A 16,854-nucleotide genomic window follows, 5' to 3' on the forward strand; every position below is an offset into this window, starting at 1 on the left:
TACTAGCGATTCCGCCTTCATGCACCCGAGTTGCAGAGTGCAATCCGAACTGAGACGGCTTTTGGGGATTCGCTCCAGGTCGCCCCTTCGCTGCCCATTGTCACCGCCATTGTAGCACGTGTGTAGCCCATCCCGTAAGGGCCATGAGGACTTGACGTCATCCACACCTTCCTCGCGGCTTATCACCGGCAGTCTCCCCAGAGTGCCCAACTGAATGATGGCAACTAGGGACGTGGGTTGCGCTCGTTGCGGGACTTAACCCAACATCTCACGACACGAGCTGACGACAGCCATGCAGCACCTGTGTGCGCGCCCCCGAAGGGGACCCCGGATCTCTCCGGATAACACGCCATGTCAAGGGATGGTAAGGTTCTGCGCGTTGCTTCGAATTAAACCACATGCTCCACCGCTTGTGCGGGCCCCCGTCAATTCCTTTGAGTTTTAATCTTGCGACCGTACTCCCCAGGCGGAATGCTTAATGCGTTAGCGGCGCCACTGACCTGCATGCAGACCAACGGCTAGCATTCATCGTTTACAGCGTGGACTACCAGGGTATCTAATCCTGTTTGCTCCCCACGCTTTCGCGCCTCAGCGTCAGAACCGGACCAGACAGCCGCCTTCGCCACTGGTGTTCTTGCGAATATCTACGAATTTCACCTCTACACTCGCAGTTCCGCTGTCCTCTTCCGGTCTCAAGCCAACCAGTATCGAAGGCAATTCTGTGGTTGAGCCACAGGCTTTCACCCTCGACTAAATCAGCCGCCTACGCGCCCTTTACGCCCAGTGATTCCGAGCAACGCTAGCCCCCTTCGTATTACCGCGGCTGCTGGCACGAAGTTAGCCGGGGCTTATTCCTCCGGTACCGTCATTATCGTCCCGGAGAAAAGAGCTTTACAACCCTAAGGCCGTCATCACTCACGCGGCATGGCTGGATCAGGGTTGCCCCCATTGTCCAATATTCCCCACTGCTGCCTCCCGTAGGAGTCTGGGCCGTGTCTCAGTCCCAGTGTGGCTGATCATCCTCTCAGACCAGCTACTGATCGTCGCCTTGGTGAGCCGTAACCTCACCAACTAGCTAATCAGACGCGGGCCGATCCTTCGGCAGTCAAGCCTTTCCCCAAAAGGGCGTATCCGGTATTAGCTCAAGTTTCCCTGAGTTATTCCGAACCGAAGGGCACGTTCCCACGCGTTACTCACCCGTCTGCCGCTGACCCCGAAGGGCCCGCTCGACTTGCATGTGTTAAGCCTGCCGCCAGCGTTCGCTCTGAGCCAGGATCAAACTCTCAAGTTGAAGAGCTGATCAAAGCTGATCACAACTAAAACGGAGGCTCACGACCGACCGGCGTTTCCGCCTGATCGTGTGAGCACCGAAACGTCAGACCAGCATCATCCTACTCACGACCGGTTCCGAAGGAACCGACCCGCAGGGACGACGCCGTCCACGCTTCTCTTTCTCGTATGAACTTGTCAAAGAGCAGGCCGGTCCGAACCGGCGATCGTCGGCAACAACAGGACCAGCACCTGACCAAGGTCAGGCTTGCCGGCCCAGACTGTCACGAAGACGTTTCAGCGACCGGTCCGCGGGAGCGGCCGGCGCCGATGGGTGGTCGTATAGGCCCCGCAACTTCCCCCGTCAACTCCTTTGTGAAGCTCTCGCGACAAGGGCCCCCTCCCCCGCTGAAGTCAGGCGGCCGCGCAGTGGCAGCGCGCATCCGAGACGGCGCGGCGGACCTCGGCCACGGCATCAGGCAGGCTGGTGCCGGCCTTGATGGCGGTTTCGAGGGCGCGGCAGGCGGCCGACAGGTCTTCGAAGCCGAGGCTTCCGGCCATCGCCACGATCACGTGGGCCTCGTGCGCCAGGGTGGGCAGGTCCGCCTGCGGCGCGAAGGCGGTGGCGAGCTGTCCCATCAACCGGTCTCGCAGGCGGCCGAGTTCGGCCTCGCCGATCAGGCGCGTCAGCTCCGCGGTCCTGCGCGCGTCGAGCACCGGCGGGCGCGCGGGATCCGGTGCGCGGCGGGGCCCGCCCGGGAGCGGGCCGACGGTGGCAGCCGCGGTTCCGGTCTCGGTCAGGCGCACGCTCACTCCGGTGCCGGTCGCCACGCAGGCGAGCGCCCCCGCCTCGGTGAGCGTCAGCACCGCGGCCATGAGGGATGCGGGCGACAGGCCGGTCTCGTAGGCGAGCCCGCCCTCCCCGCCTGCCAGCGGCAAGTCGCGGGCGGAGACGTGAAGCAGCGCCAGAAGATGGAGGACGGGGTCGGCTGGCCCCTCATGCGATGCAAGGCCGGCGCGCCGAGCCGCGAAGCCGGTGCAGGCCTCGGCCAAAGCCGCCCAGGAGGCGGGATCGCCAACCCGGAACGTCACGTCGCAGGCTCCTGCGAGGCGACCGGTGAGGTCGACGCTCGGCACCGGCCGGGTCGGCGTCGCGGCCCGGGCGGCGCGCAGGTCCGGGAGCCCGGTCTCGCCGCTCAGGAGGATCAGATCGGCCTCGGCGGCCCGCGTCACCGGCACGAAGGCCTGGGCGAAGGCCGCCGCCTCGGCGGCGCCCGGGGTCGGGCAGATCAGGGCGCGGGGCCGGCCGGCGAGGCCGAAGCGGCGCCAGACCGCGTCGGCGCCGGTCTCAGGGGGCGGGGCCTCGACGCGGGTCAGCCGGTCGAGGGCGGCGTAGAGCGCCTCCGGGTCGAGGGGCTTGACCAGGATGGCGTCGAACCGCGCATCGGCGCCCCGGCGCGAGGCGAGGCCGTGCCGGTCGGCCGTCACGCCGATCAACCGGACCTGGTCCTCCGGGCGGGAGATCTCGCGCATCAGCCGGGCGAGGGCGTAGCCGTCCATCTCGGGCAGGTGATAGTCGATCATCACCACGTCGTGGCGGCGCTCGCTCAAGAGGCGCAGGCCGAGGAAGCCGTCCGAGGCCACGTCGACGCTGTCGCCGCGGCGCTCGCACAGGGCGCGAACGAGATCCTGGAAGCCGGGATCGTCCTCGACCACGAGAAGGCGCAGGCTCATCGGGGACTCCGCTCGGGTGCGTTCGGGGAAAAGTCTGTCACGGGCGTGGCACCGGACCGCGCGTGGCCTCGGGCGGCAGGATCGCCGCCTCGGGAGGCAGGCTCGCGAGGGCCGGAGACGGCGCGTCGGTGGCGCCTGCGAGGACGCTGCGCATCGCGCCGCCGCTCGAGCCGGTCGCGGCCGGGAGACGCTCGGCCGCCTCGCCGAGGTAGCGCGGTCCGGACGGCGCCGGGGCCGGCGTGGTGGCGACCGGCGCCGGGCGGAGGTGATGGACACGTCCCGCGGGTGGAAGCACCGAGCGCGACGCGACGCGGACCAGCGTCGCGACCGGCTCGCCGGAGAAGCGCGGCACCAGACGCAGCTGCGTCACGGCCGCCGCCATCGCCTCGACGGTGACGTCGTCCCGGCACAGCCGCAGGCGCAAGGACAGGGGCACCGGCGCGCCGCCGGCGAGCAACGGGGCCTCGGGAATCCATTGCCAGGCGTAGAGGCAGCGCGTCGCGCCGGTTCGCCCGATGGCGAGGCCGTAGGGGCCGTAAGCGTTGGCCGACGGGCGGGTGACGACCTGCATCGCCATGCCCGGGAAGGCGGCGGCGAGCTCGGCGCGGATGCCGGCTTCGGTCGGCTTGCCGCCGAGCATCGCGTCGAGCCCGCCCTCCTTCGGCGAGGAAGCCAGGATCAGGTCGTCGTGCCCATTGCGGGCCCCGGGCGGGCGCAGCGTGATCGCCTGCTCGAACCCGCCGGCGCCGTCGCGCTCGCGCAAGGCGACCGGCCGCCCGATCCAGGCCGGCAGGACGACGACCGGGGTGACGACGACCGGGGTGGAGCGCCGCTGGACCGTGGCGGGCGGCAACGCGGCGTCGAGGCTGGCGAAAGGCGGGGCGGCGGCGCGCTCCTGCGCGGTGCAGGCGCCCAGAGCGAGTGCGGCGGCGAGGGCGAGGGAGCGGATCACGGCAGGGGCTTCCCGAGGCTGAGGATGGCGCCGGTGGCGACGACGTCGCGCGACGCGGGCGGATCGGCAGGGACCGCCTGCATCGCCGACCACAGGCTGCCGAGGGGAGCGGGGCGCTCGGCGGCGCTCGGGACGCTCGGACCGGTCGCGCCGGTCCAGGCGGGCAGGAGCGAGAAGCCGTAGCGCTCGTAGGGCATCAGCCCGACGCCGGGGACGCGCCGCGCGGTGGTGGGCAGGCGTCCGGCAGCGCGGGACGGCACCGGGACGAAGAGGGCGAGCGGATTGCCGGTCGGCGCGGCGCGCAGGTCGTTCTCCGGCGTCACCGCCACGGGAAAATCGCTGCGGCGCACGAGCGGGGCGGCCGGCGCATCGAGGGCGTCGGGCTGGGGCACACGGCCACCTCTCTCCGCCCTCACCGCGTCGGGCCGGCCTCCGAGGTCGAGATACATGCCGCGGACAACCGGCTCCGCCGGGCGGGACGCGGGCGCGTCGCAGGGCGAGGGCCGCTCGGAGCGGGCGGAGAAGAGCAGGCCGACCACCCGCGGAAACAGCCCGTCGTAGCGGTTGACGAGATCCACGAAGGCGCGCTGCTGGCCCGCTCGCTGGAGGGCGAGGGCGTAGCCGTAGACGGTGGCCTCCTTCGGGAACCACGCCACGGCGCGGCGGAACCAGGCGAGCGCGGCGTCGAACTGGCAGGTATTATAGGCGTACCAGGCGAGCGCCTGCGCGCCCTCACCCGAGGCGGTCATGGCCGTCACTTCGGCGTAGCGCCGCAGGCGCGCGGGCTCGATCGCCGGGGGCGTCGCCTGGGTCAGGTCTCGTTCCAGGATGTCGATGAACAGGAGCGCATTGTTCACCAGCGGCTCGCGCCAGGCGTAAGCTACGTCCTCCGCCTCCCGGCGCAGGCCGAGGCGCAGCAGGGTGAGGGCGAGGCCGTGCGCCACCATCGCGTCGCCGCCCCGCGCGATGGCGCGCTTGAACCAGGACAGGGCCTCCGGCAGGTCGCTGCGCTTGAACGCGTACCAGGCGACCAGCGCCGGCTGGTCGGGATCGGGTGCCGCCTCGGCATAGGCCTGGAAGGCGGCTAGGTCGGCGGGCGCCACCGCCTGGCCGGCCTCGTCGTGCAGGACCGCGCTCAGGCGGGCGCGGATCAGGTCGATGCGGATCGGCACGAGGTCGTCGGCCGGGATTTGTGCGCCGAGCCGGTCGATCTCGGCCATCGGCAGCAGCGGCAGCGCCCGCAGGAGACCGGCCCGGCGGTCGTCGGCACTCGCGCCCGGGGTGGCGAGGGCCTGGGCAAACAGCGCGATCGCCTCCGCCGCCCGGTCGGTGCGGGCGAGCGCTTCCGCCGCGCTCCAGGCCACCTCCGCCCCGCCGGCCTCGATCTCGGGCCGGCGCTGGTCGGCGAGGGCGGCGAGGTCGGACCAGCGGCCGGCCTTGGCGAGCCCCCTCACCTCCTCGCGCAGCTGCCGGCGCGCGAGGGCGCCGGCGAGCGCGCCCGACGGCGTCCAGCCCGGCTCGGTCCTGGCGCGCTCGGCCAGTGCCTTGCGCAGCGCGTCGAGGCGGCCGGCATTCAGGAGGTCCCAGAATCCCTCCTCGTCCTCTGCACCCGGCGCGGCGGTCCAGAGGTCGGCGGGGGGCGTCCAGCCCGGGAAGCGGCGCGCCAGGCGCTCGGCCTCGGCGGCGACCCGCTCGGGCTGGCGTTGGGCGACGTAGTAGCGCAAAGCCGTCTCGTCGGGCCGCGTCTCGGCCGCCGCGACCGGTGTCGCCCCGGCGAGGGCGAAGGCGACGATCAGCGCGGGGCGCATGCGGGATACCTCGTCTTGAGAGTCGCCAGGGCCAGGAGCTGCAGCGTCGCCGGGTAATAGTGCTCGGTCTCGGCCCGCATCCGGGCGAGGGCGGGCGGGAACGGCGTGCCGCGGGCGGCGCAGGCGACGAGCGCCGGTATTGCCCCGTAGCCGGCCTCGGTCAGGCGGGCGGTGACCTTGCCGCTCACCGTATCGACGAGGGGGAGGTTGCCGGCCTCCGCCCGCGGCCAGAGGCTCAGGAATGGCGCGTAGAGCTCGGCATCCGTCGTGCCCGCCATGGCGAGGTAGAGCGGGATGCGCAGGCCGTTATAGGCGAAGTCGGGCGCGAAGCCGTCGGCGGGCTTCGGCGCGGCCTCGGCGAGGGAGACCCACTCGCTCGGCAGGCGCGCAGGCCCGAACCGGGCGGCGCGGATCAGCCGGTGGCCGCTGCGGTCGAGCCCGGCCCAGTCGAATTCCGGGGCGAGGAGCGGCATCCGGTCGAAGGCCGGAAAGATCCAGTAGGACAGGTTCACCACCGGGCCGTCGGGCCGGTCCTCGGCGGAGAAGCCGGAGACGCCGGGCAGCAGCAGCGGCCCGTGGGCGGCCCGCGGCAGGATCAGCTTGCGGCCGAGCTCGACCGCGATGCGCCGGCCGGCGACCCGGTGCGAGGGATCGTTCCAGAGTGCCACCGCCTCGGCCAGCGCCCAGGCGACCAGGAGGTCGCCGTCGGCGGCGTCGTTCATGTCGGCGATGGCGGGGCGCCGGTCGGGCTCCCAGCGCCAGGCGAGGAGCTGGTCGTCGCGCACCATCAGGTTGGCGCGGGTCCAGGTCCAGATCCGCTCGAAGGTCGCGCGGTCGCCGGCGAGCGCGGCGAGCAGCATGCCGTAGCCCTGGCCCTCGCTGTGGCTGATGCCGCCGTTGCCGGTATCGACGACCCGGCCGGCCTCGGTGACGAAGCGGGCCTTGTAGGCGCGCCAGCCGTCGTGATCGGCGAGCGGCGGGGTCTCGGCCGCGGCAACGGTGCAGGCAGTGACGAGCGCGAGGAGGATCGCGACGGCTCCGGTGAGGGTCGTCATCAGGTTTTCCTGCCGAGATTGCGCACCAGCTGGTGGGTCGAGGCGGCCAGCAGCCCGGCGCAGGCGAGCGCCATCAGGGCGTAGACCTCGCGGTTGAGGGAGAGCCAGCCGGCGGCAATGCGGCGCAGGTTGCCGAACGAGGCCGGGGCGGTGGCGACATAGCGGCCGGTCTCGGGATCCCGCGCGGCCACCGTGCCGTCGGCGGCGAGCAGGGTGACGCCGCCGCGGGGCCGGCTCCAGACCGACGGCTGGACGAGGCAGGCGGTCGCCTCGCTCAAGGTGCCAGGGGTCGGGGCGGTGACGAGCGTCAAGACGTCGTCCGGCGCCGGTCCGGTCACGCCCTGGGCGAGGACGAGGGCCGCTTCCGGCAGGCCCGGCGCCGGGGTCGCGGGGCCGCGGCAGCCGGGGATGCCGCCGCGGCGCAGGAGCCGGCGGCGGATCGCCGAACTCGGCTCGGCCACCGGGGAGCCGGCGGAGTCATCGCGCTTCACCCAGGCGTCGCGCAGGGCTTGCGGGTTGAGGCCGGCGGCCTTCAGGAGCGGGGCGTCGAGGCTGCGCAGGGCCGCCACCACCAGGGTCGGGCCGACCACGCCGCTGCGCCCGGCCGCGACGGCGAAGGGGATCGGCCGGCCCGCCGCTACGCCGAGGCGCGTCGTCAGGGTGGCGGCAGCCGCCATCGTGTCGCGGTCGGGGGCGGGCACGGACAGGGTCGGGGCGCGGCCCTCCGCCCGGTACGGGAAGCTCGCCGCCGCGGTGGCGGCCAGCTCCGGCTGGCGGGCGATCCGGGCGAGATCGGGAATGGTCAGGCGGGTGCTGGCGCGCAGGGTCAGGCGCTCGCCGGCCGGGGCCGCGCAGGCGCGGTCGTCGAGCCTCGGCAGCTCGGCGAGCAGGGTGATCCGGTTGAGCCCGGGGCGCAGCAGCCGCAGGGGCAGGAAGACCGTGCGCCGGCTCAGGGTCTCGCCGCCGGCCTTGCCAAGGGGGACGCTGCCCGCCGCCTCGCCGTTGATCGACACGCTGACCTGCGCGCCGGGCGCGAGACCGGCCGGGTAGGTCGCGTCGAGATCGAGGGCGATCTTGGCATAGTCGGCCGCCAGGAAGTCGTGCGGCAGCGCCAGATCGAGGGTGAGCCGATGCGTCCGCCCGCCGATCACCGCGTCGAGCAGGCCGAGATCGGCCAGGGTCAGGCTCTCGCCGCCGGCGATCCGCCGGCCGTCCCGGTCGCGCAGGGCGGCGAGTCCCTCCGGCGTGCCCTGCGGTGCGGCCGCGGCCAGCGCGCCGAGCTGCGCGAGCGCCGCCGCCACCTCCGCCTCGCCGGGCCCGGTGACGACGACGACAGGACGGCGATCGGGCCGGCCCGGCAGCAGGGCGAGGCGCGGGCCGGTGACGGGGCCGAGGGACGCGATGTCGAGGCTGCGGGCGAGCTCGGCCGCAGGCGCCACCGCCAGGGCGAGGCCGTCGCCGGATTCGGGTGCAGGGGCGAAGGAGACGAGCGGCTGGGCGAACCGGCCGGCCAGCGCCAGGGCCTGGGCACCGGCGAGCAACCCCTCGACGCGGCGCTCCGACAGGCGCTCGCCGGTCTGGATCAGGCGGATCGGCACGGCGCCCTCCGGCCCCGGCCGGATCGCCGCGAGATCGGCGAGGTCGGCGACGCCCTCTCCCGCCGCGACGAGGCCGGTCGTGTCGGGATCGATCTGGGTCCAGAGCTCGTAGGTCGCCGCGACCGTGCAATCGACGCGGTGGCGCTGGTCGACCGCCACTGTCACGGCGTTGAAGCCGGGGCGCAGGGCGCCCGGCGGGATCGTCACGCTCTCGCGCCTGAGGCCGTGGACGCCGTCGATCGCCGCGCGGCCGATCTCGGCGCCGTTGAGGCCGACGCGCAGGGTCGAGGCCTCCGGCAGGACCGAGACCGCCGACAGGTAGCCGAGCTGGAACACGCCGCCCGCCCGCGCCTCGGCGGCGGTGACGAAGAGCGGCCAGGTCACGGTGCCGGTCTCGCCCCAGAGCCGCAAGGGGCCCGCGACGGCGGGGAGCCGGCGCAGGGCCGGGCCCGTCGCGGCGGGCGGGGGCGAGAGGGCCGGGGCCGGGAGAGGCGCGCCCGGCAGCACCATGGTGGGGGTCGGCCCGAAGCCCGAGAAGGTCTGGGCCGGGGCGGGCGCGCTGCATAAAGCAGCGCCGAAGGCCGGGACGAGGGTGCAGACGAGGAGGCGGCGCATCCGGAATGGCTCCTCTCAGGCGGCGTTGCGGGAGGCCGCGACCGCGTCGCGCAAGGCCGCGAGGCCGTCGCGGGCGGGCGCGGCCGGGGCGGCGTCGAGGTGCGGCGGCGCGATCGGAACCGGAGCCGCGCCGGCGAGGGCCCGGATGCTCGCGGCCCAGACGGTCGCGTCGAGCGCACCCGCGTCGGGGCGCGGGGCTCCGCCGGGATCGGGCACGGCGGCGAGGAGATCGGCGATGGCTTTTCGCCAGACGGCCTCGTCCAGGCAAGTCTCGTCCAGGCAAGTCTCGTCCAGGCAAGTCTCGTCCAGGCAAGTCTCGTCCAGGCAAGCGGCCGCCGAAGGAAGATCGCCCGGGAGACGCTCCGCCGCGACCGGGGCGGCCGCCGGGGCCGGTCGGGCGGCGGGGTGGGCGACGACCGGATTCCCGGTGGCAGGACGCCCCTCGGGCCGAACCACGGCGGGGATCTCTACCGGGCGCGCCGCGGCGTGGATCGCCGGCAGGGGCATCGCGGCGACCGGAGCGGGCACGGGGCTCGAGCGCTCACTGGCGATCTCGTCTGCGAGGATCATCTGCGGGACCGGCGCGGCGACGGGGGCGAGCAGTGGCACTGCGACATCCGGGACCCTATCGGACGCGACATCGGCGCCCGCGGCGACCGCTCGCTGCGCTGCCGGCGCCGCGGGCGCCGACGGAGCCGGTGCAGACTGAACCGGTGCCGGCTTGCCGAGATACGACACCGCCCGCACCGGCTCGGCGACGCCCCAGGCGAGGAAGCGCAAGGTGCCGGTGAGTAGGTCGCGGTGGCGCCGGCGCGCGTTCAGGAAGGCGCGCAGGGCGCCGGCATCGCCGTACATCAGCCCGGCCAGAGTGCGGTACTCGGCGGGCGCGAGGGCCGCGAAGGCGACGACGCGCCGATCCGGCGTCGGCGCCGCGCGCACCGAGAAGCGCAGGGGCGGTCCGGCAGCGGCCTGGAGGACGCCGCCCTGGAGCCCGTCCCCTGGCGTCGTCGGCCAGGGCGCGCCGTCGCTCCGGCGCAGGGTCGCGGCGTCCGTGCTCATCCGCTCGACGACGACCGGCACCTGCTCGGACCCGATCACCGCCAGGGCCGGCCGGCCGACCGGCAGGCTCGGGCTGCGCTCGTCCTGGCGCCGCTCGGCCACGACGCCGAGGCCCACGCCGGCGATGACAAGATTGAACCCGCACCACAGGCCGACGACGAGCATCAGGCTGGTGACGCCGGGCTCGTAGAGGTAGCGCCACGCCGCCATGCCGCAGCCGGCCGCCAGCGCGAGGAAGATCGCGAAGAACGGCCAGGCCAGGGCCGAGAGGTGGTCATGGTCGAGGCCCACCCCCTTGGCGGTGACCGAGAAGCCCGGGCGCCGGGGCGAGGCGATCACCGCGACGATCGAGCGGACCAGGAAGACGCCCTGGACGTACTCGTAGAGCTCGGACACGAACGGCCAGCGCACGTGGCCGTAGAGGTAGTTCTGGATCATCAGGTTGGCGACGATGTAAGTCGCCGTGTAGGCCAGGGCCTCGTCGAGCGACGAGACGAAGATCTTGACGTCGAAGAAGATGTGCAGGAGAGGCGCGAGCATGAAGATCAGCCGCGGCAGCGGGAAGAACCAGAACGTCATGCTCGACAGGTAGGCGAGCTTCTGGATCGGCCTCAGGCCCCGCTTCGTCAGCGGGTTCTTGAGCATCAGGATCTGGATCATGCCCTGGCACCAGCGGCCGCGCTGGACGATGAAGTCGGCCAGGCTCCCGGGCTGGAGCCCGGCGATCAAGGGTTGGCCGACATAGGCGCTGGTCCAGCCCCTGCCGTGCAGGTCGAGGGCGGTCTCGCAATCCTCCGTGATGGTGATGCCGGAGAACCCTCCGACCGTATCGAGGGCCTGCCGGCGCAGGAGCGCCGCCGAGCCGCAGAAGAACGAGCCGTTCCACTTGTCGAGCCCGGTCTGGGTCACGCCGTAGAACATCTCGTTCTCGGACGGCATGCGGGCGAAGGTGCGCAGGTTCCGCTCGACCGGATCGGGATTGAGGAAGACGTGCGGGGTCTGGACCAGGAACAGGTTCGGGTCCTGCGCGAACAGCCCGACGGTCTCGGCGAGGAACGAGCGGAAGGGCGCGTGGTCGGCATCGAGCACCAGCACGATCTCGGCGCGCGAGGCGGACAGCCCGTTGTTGAGGTTGCCGGCCTTGGCGTGCTCGTTGCGGGCGCGCGTCAGGTAGCGGGCGCCGAGCTCGCGGCAGAGCGCCTGCAACTCGGCCCTCCGGACCTTGGCGGCTTCGGCCTTGCCGGGGTTCGGGTCGGCGCATTTCTGGTCGGTGCCGCCGTCGTCGAGGAGCCAGACGGTCAGCTTGTCGGCCGGATAATCGAGGTTGAGCGCCGCCGCGAGGGTGACGGCGAGGAGCTCCGTCGGCTCGTTGTAGCTCGGGATCAGCACGTCGACGGCGGGCAGCTCCGCCTCCGCCGGCAGCGCGACGGGCGCACGCACCAGGGGATCGGCGTTGACGACGAGGCTCACCGCCAGGATCAGCACGCAGTAGAGCTCGGCGCCGAGCAGCATCAGGCCGAAGCCGAGGCCGACCGGATCGTCGAGGGAGGGCAGCGTGTCGGTGAGGCGCCAGTAGACGTAGCGGATCACCACCAGGGAGCCGAGCGCCAGGAAGGCGAGCCGGGGCAGGCCGCGCCGCGGCGCCAGCAGCCACAGGGCGGCCATGCCGGCGCAAGCGGCGGCGCAGAGCCCGATCTGCGCATCCGGGCCGACCGGCTGGACGAGGAGCCCGACGGTGAGGAGGGCCGAGACGGCCCAGGCCGTCCAGCGGAGAGCGGCGGCCATCTAGAAGCCCGCCCGCATGTCGACGGTGGTGTAGAGGCCACCCTTGCGGGTCTGGTCATGCAGGTAGCCGGCGGCGACTCCGACCTGCAGCGCGCCGAACTGGAAGCCGCTCCAATGGGCGCCGATCCGCCACTGCCGGTAATCGTCGTCGCCGAGCAGCGCGGCCTCGGGCCCGAGGAAGCCCCCCATCACCGCGACGCCGCCGCGCAGCCGGCCGTAATAGGCGTTGAAGGTACTGGAATAGGTGCCGGTGGCGTGCACCATCGTGCCGGGGGTCGGCCGGGCGTAGAGGTCGACCGCCGCCTTGAAGCCGCCGGCATTGCGGGCGCCCGTATCCAGCCCCGGCACCTCGTTGCGGCGCAGGTTGAGGCCGACGAAGGCCGACAGCACCGCCTCCGGCCAGACCCAGCCGTAGCCGACGAGCGCCGCGACCTCCGCCTGCTGCCCAAGCCCGGTGCCGGACCGGTACGAGCCGATCACCGTGTCCGCCCGCAGGCGCAGGCCGCTGGCGAGGAGGGAGCCGGAGGGCGCGGCGGTCGCGGTGGCGCCGGCGAATTGCGAGCCTTGCGAGCTCACGGTCGCCGAGGTGTCGACCGAGACGATCCAGGCCTCCTGCGCGCCCGGCGCCTCGGCGCCGGTATACCAGTCGGCCGCGAGCGCCGGCCGGCCGCAGGCCGCCGTGAGAGCGAGGGCGCATCCGGACAGGACGCGCGAGGACGGGCCGCGCCGGACTACGACGCGGGTGAGATTGCGGTGCATGTCGAAACGCCACCTGACCCTGCAACGGGGCCAAGATCGCGCCCGCATCATTAAGCGGACCTTGCCGGGACGGGCGGCATCCCGTGCGATTAAGTCTTACATCCTTCAGGATGATTTCGGGTGGAAAAGGATAATCCCCCGGGGAGCGTCAAGCCGGCCGTCGCAGGGCGTCCACAAGTGCGCCGGGATAGGCGAAAGGGCCTGCACGGGCGGCTTCCGCCTCCCTTCGCCTCATCCGGAAAAATCGCCGGATCCCCTCTCCCGTATGGGAGAGGGGTAGGGGTGAGGGTGCTACGGTCCTGAGTCAGGCTTTAGGTGTCGTGCTGCCAGCACGACAGTTCAGGATCATTGCGGCACCATTGCCGCCCTTCACCCCCGACCCCTCTCCCACACGGAAGAGGGGGGAGCGCTCGACTTCATGACCCTTGCGTCAACGGCCGAGTGGATCCGATGAGACCCGGTCGGAGGCTCCAGACCCAGGAACCAGCGCAGCAACCCCCTCCCCCGGACGCGCCTTAAGCCGTCCGGCCGAGACCGGCCGACGCCGACGGCCCCGCCTCCAGGCCGGCGATCAGGCGGCGGGTCTCGAACGCCGCCGCCGTGCAGCGGACGCGGGCCCGGGCGAGCGCCATCGCGAAGGCGGCGGGATCGCGGGCAACCGCGTCCTCAGTGCAGGATTCGAACTCGGCGCAGGCCCGGGAGAGGGCCGCGAAGCCGAGCATGCCCGCTGCCGAGACGAGGCCGTGCGCCTCGAAGCGCAGCCGCCCGCGCCCCTCGGCATCCGCCCCCTCCCCGGCGAGCGCCCCGGTGACCTGCTCGGCGAGATGGCCGAGGAGGCGGCGCACCGCCTCGGGCGGCAGGGTGGCGCAGACGCCGTCGTAGAGCGCCCGGTCGAGGGCGGGCTCGTCCTCCGGAGTCCCGGCGTCCGGGCCGGGGGCGCGGTCGAGCCAGCGGGCGAGGAGCGCGGTGAGCTCGGCCGGGGTGAAGGGCTTGCCGAGATGGTCGTCCATCCCGGCCGCGCGGAACGACTGGACCTGGTCCGGCAGCACGTTGGCGGTCATGGCGACCACCGGCACCCGCCCGGCCGCCCCGGGCAGGCAGCGGATCAGCCGCGTCGCCATGGTGCCGTCGAGGCCCGGCATCTGCACGTCCATGAGCACGAGGTCGTAGGTTCCGGCCTCGGCGGCCCGCACCGCCTGGAACCCGTCGGTGGCGACGTCGACGCTGTGGCCGGCCTTGCGCAGCATCAGGCAGGCGAGCTCGCGGTTCACCTCGATATCCTCGACGAGGAGGAGGCGGCCGGCGCGGCCGGGCGACGCGGCGGCGCGGGTCTCCGGCGGCGCGCGGTCCTCCGCCCGGGGCAGTGTCAGGGTGAACCAGAAGGTCGCACCGCGGCCGGACGCCGAGATCAGCCCGATCTCGCCGCCCATCGCCTCGACGAGGCGGCGGCTGATGGCGAGCCCGAGGCCGGTGCCGCCGTAATCGCGGCGGATTGAGCTGTCGACCTGCGAGAAGCGCTCGAACAGCCGGCCCTGCTTCTCGGGCGCGATGCCGATGCCGGTGTCGGAAACGGAGAAGCGGATCCGCTCCCCGGACCCACCGCTGCCCTCGTGGCGCAGGGAGAGGGCGACGCTGCCGCGGGGGGTGAACTTCACCGCGTTGTTGAGGAGGTTGAGGAGGATCTGGCGCAGCCGGGCCTCGTCGCCGAGGAGGTGGCGCGGCAGGCTCGCGTCGATGGTGCTCGTCACCGCGAGGCTCTTCTCGGCCGCCGCCGCGCCGACCATCCCGAGGCAACCCTCCGCCAGGGCCTCGATCGCGAACGGCTCGGGCCTCAGCGCCACCGCCCCGGCCTCGACCGAGGAGAAGTCGAGGATGTCGTTGACGAGGGTCAGCAGTCCCCCGGCGGAGGCGCGGGCGAGGCCGGCATGGCGGCGCTGCTCCGGCGCGAGGCCCTCGGCCTGCGCCAGGAGGTCGGTGAAGCCGATCACCGCGTTGAGCGGCGTGCGGATCTCGTGGCTCATCGCCGAGAGGAAATCGGTCTTGGCGGCGTTCGCCCGCTCGGCGGCGGCCTTCGCCGCCTCGGCGGCCGCCTTGGCGGCGACGAGCCCGGCCTCGGCGTCCTTGCGGGCCGAGATGTCGAGGTTGAGGCCGGTCACCCGCAGGGCGCGGCCGTCCCGGTCGCGGCAGAGCCGGCCGATCGCCTGGATCCAGCGCTGGCCGCCGGGCACCTGGACCCGGAAGGCGATGTCGAAGGTGCCCCCGCCCGCCACCGCGCCGCGGTAGGCGGCGAGGGCCGGCTTGCGGTCCGGCGGCACCAGCCGCCGCAGCCAGGCGCCGAGCCCGATCACCGCCGGCCGGTCGGCGGGAAGCCCGTGCAGCCGCGCGCTCTCGGGCGCCAGGGTCACCTCGCGGGTGACGAGGTCGAGGTCGAACAGGCCCGCGCCGGCGGCGTCCTGGGCGAGGCGCAGGAGGTCGCCGGTCTCCTCCAGCGCCTTGCGGGCGGCCAGGATGTCGTCGATGTCGAGGGCCGAGCCGAGCCAGCCGAGGAGCGCGTCGTCCTTGCGCAGGGGCTGGAAGGAGAGCTGGTGCCAGCGATAGGCGCCGTCGCGGTCGCGCAGGCGGCCTTTCCCCTCGCCGCTGCCGTCCTGTGCGAGAGCCCCTTGCACCAAAGCCGCGGCGATCCGCGCCCGGTCGTCCGGGTGGTAGCGCTCCTGCCGCGCCGCTCGGCCCGGCCCGATCGCGCCGAAATAGCGCTCGAAGGCCGGATTGGCGTAGACGGTCTCGCCGGTATCGGTGCGCTCCATCCAGACGAGCTGGGGCAGCGTGTCGGCGAGCGCGCGGTAATGCGCCCGGCTCGCGCGGAGCGACGCCTCCGTGTCCTGGCGCGCGGCCGCGTCGCGGATCGCCGCGACGAAGGGAGGCCCCCCGGACGACAGGCGGGTCTCGACCCAGATCCAGCGCCCGTCGGCGTGGGACAGGCGGTGCAACAGGGCGCCGCCGCCGCCGGCGAGCAGGGCCGCCACGCCGGCGCGGTCCTCGGGGTGGACCCAATCGGCCAGGGGAAGGCCGGCGAGGGTGTCGGGGGCGCGGCCCGTCAGCGCCCGGCTCGCCGGCGAGGCGCGGACGAGCCGGCCCGCACCGTCGATCTCGGCGACGAGGTCCGGGCAGCCGTCGACGAGCCGCCCCGCCGCCCCACGGCCGAACAGGCGCGCAAAGACGGCGCGCCAGCCGGCGGCGCACCCGTCATGATCCGTGCCACGGCTCACGCCGCGATGCCCCAGTGCGTCGCGCCGCGCGCCGTCCTCCGCGCCCGGAAAACCACCGGGTGCGGGCCTGCCTCGGGTCCCATCGTCATGGCGGGAGCGGTCTCGGTGAAAGAGCGAAAACTTGTCAGAAGATAGTTAACCATGAATTCATTAAACGAGACTTAACCTGTCTCTGCGACCAGAACCGGCATGAACCCTACGTCCCACACGCCACAGATCGGTTCGTCTTCCCCAGCGTCGGCGGCGATGGCAGCCGACACGCAATTCGGCAGCGAGCGGCGGCGCGACCGGCGCTTTCCCGTCACCCTGTCGGCGCGCCTGCGGCATGGCGGTCGGAGCTACCGCACCGAGATCCTGAACCTGAGCCGCGGCGGCCTGCTTCTGGCCCCGGTGGCGACGGCCGAGCTGGCTCCCGGCACCCCGATCCAGGTCGCGGCGGCGACGATCGGCGAGGTCGAGGCCCGCGTCGTCAGCCTGAGCCCGCTCGGCATCCACGCGCGGGTCGAGGACACGCCCGAGCGCTTCGAGAACGCCCTGGTGCATCTGGCGCGACTGACCCGGATCTGGATGGTGCCGGAGGCGTGAGCAAGCACTGTCATCGGCAACGGGAGATCGCTTTTTGGGAGACCCGCAACGGGACTGAAGGCCTCAGGGTCATTCCGGGGCCGCGAAAGCGGAGCCCGGAATCCAGAACCTCAGGTCGATCAGAATGGGCCGATGAGCTGTCCGCTTGATCCTGAACCATCTGCGGTTCTGGATTCCGGGCTCCGCTGCGCGGCCCCGGAATGACTCGGCGGGTATGACATCTCTGGGAGCCCACCGAACGGGCTCGTCATGTATAAAGCAGAACGGAAGCGGCCGAGGTCGGGGCTCATCGGTCACCGGAAGGCGCGCGTCGCGCGGCTTCACCGCCCCATGGGGCCGCCTCCGCCCCGTCATCCGCGGGATCTGCCG

9 protein-coding genes and 1 rRNA gene (1 of these 10 only partly in view) are annotated in these 16,854 nt (G+C 72.9%); 1 reads left to right on the forward strand and 9 read right to left on the reverse strand.

All coding sequences use genetic code 11. The annotated features are described in order from the left end of the window. The 9 genes from DK412_RS18450 to DK412_RS18490 form a co-directional block, all read right to left on the reverse strand. Window positions 1-1,291: ribosomal RNA gene (locus DK412_RS18450) — 16S ribosomal RNA — on the reverse strand; it reaches 193 nt to the left of the window's first position. Between the two features lie 392 nt (window positions 1,292-1,683). Next, complete coding sequence (locus DK412_RS18455) at window positions 1,684-3,003, reverse strand: response regulator (RefSeq protein ID WP_109973130.1); 1,320 nt, start codon at window positions 3,001-3,003, stop codon at window positions 1,684-1,686. 37 nt (window positions 3,004-3,040) lie between these two features. Further along, entirely contained in the window at window positions 3,041-3,955 is a 915-nt protein-coding gene (gene bcsN / locus DK412_RS18460) for a cellulose biosynthesis protein BcsN (RefSeq protein ID WP_109973131.1), read from the reverse strand. After that, entirely contained in the window at window positions 3,952-5,763 is a 1,812-nt protein-coding gene (locus tag DK412_RS18465; RefSeq protein WP_109973132.1) for a hypothetical protein, read from the reverse strand. The genes bcsN and DK412_RS18465 overlap by 4 nt, the downstream gene beginning before the upstream one ends. Beyond that, complete coding sequence (locus tag DK412_RS18470) at window positions 5,748-6,818, reverse strand: glycosyl hydrolase family 8 (RefSeq protein ID WP_109973133.1); 1,071 nt, start codon at window positions 6,816-6,818, stop codon at window positions 5,748-5,750. Before DK412_RS18470 ends, DK412_RS18465 begins: the two co-directional genes overlap by 16 nt. Beyond that, complete coding sequence (locus tag DK412_RS18475) at window positions 6,818-9,031, reverse strand: cellulose biosynthesis cyclic di-GMP-binding regulatory protein BcsB (RefSeq protein ID WP_109973134.1); 2,214 nt, start codon at window positions 9,029-9,031, stop codon at window positions 6,818-6,820. The genes DK412_RS18470 and DK412_RS18475 overlap by 1 nt, the downstream gene beginning before the upstream one ends. A gap of 15 nt (window positions 9,032-9,046) precedes the next feature. After that, on the reverse strand, window positions 9,047-11,875 hold the full coding sequence (gene bcsA / locus DK412_RS18480) for a UDP-forming cellulose synthase catalytic subunit (RefSeq protein WP_109973135.1): 2,829 nt from the start codon (window positions 11,873-11,875) through the stop codon (window positions 9,047-9,049). After that, on the reverse strand, window positions 11,876-12,634 hold the full coding sequence (gene bcsS / locus DK412_RS18485; protein WP_162596239.1) for a cellulose biosynthesis protein BcsS: 759 nt from the start codon (window positions 12,632-12,634) through the stop codon (window positions 11,876-11,878). 515 nt (window positions 12,635-13,149) lie between these two features. Continuing rightward, window positions 13,150-15,900: a PAS domain-containing hybrid sensor histidine kinase/response regulator gene (locus tag DK412_RS18490; RefSeq protein WP_109973137.1), complete on the reverse strand. Its 2,751-nt coding sequence runs from the start codon at window positions 15,898-15,900 to the stop codon at window positions 13,150-13,152. Window positions 15,901-16,146: 246 nt separating this feature from the next. On the opposite strand from DK412_RS18490, the gene DK412_RS18495 reads away from it, so the two are divergent. Then, window positions 16,147-16,485 (forward strand): PilZ domain-containing protein, encoded by a 339-nt coding sequence (locus tag DK412_RS18495; protein WP_162596240.1) that lies wholly within the window; start codon window positions 16,147-16,149, stop codon window positions 16,483-16,485. Window positions 16,486-16,854 lie beyond the last annotated feature (369 nt).

This window comes from Methylobacterium sp. 17Sr1-1 (genome assembly GCF_003173775.1).
GTDB lineage: Bacteria > Pseudomonadota > Alphaproteobacteria > Rhizobiales > Beijerinckiaceae > Methylobacterium.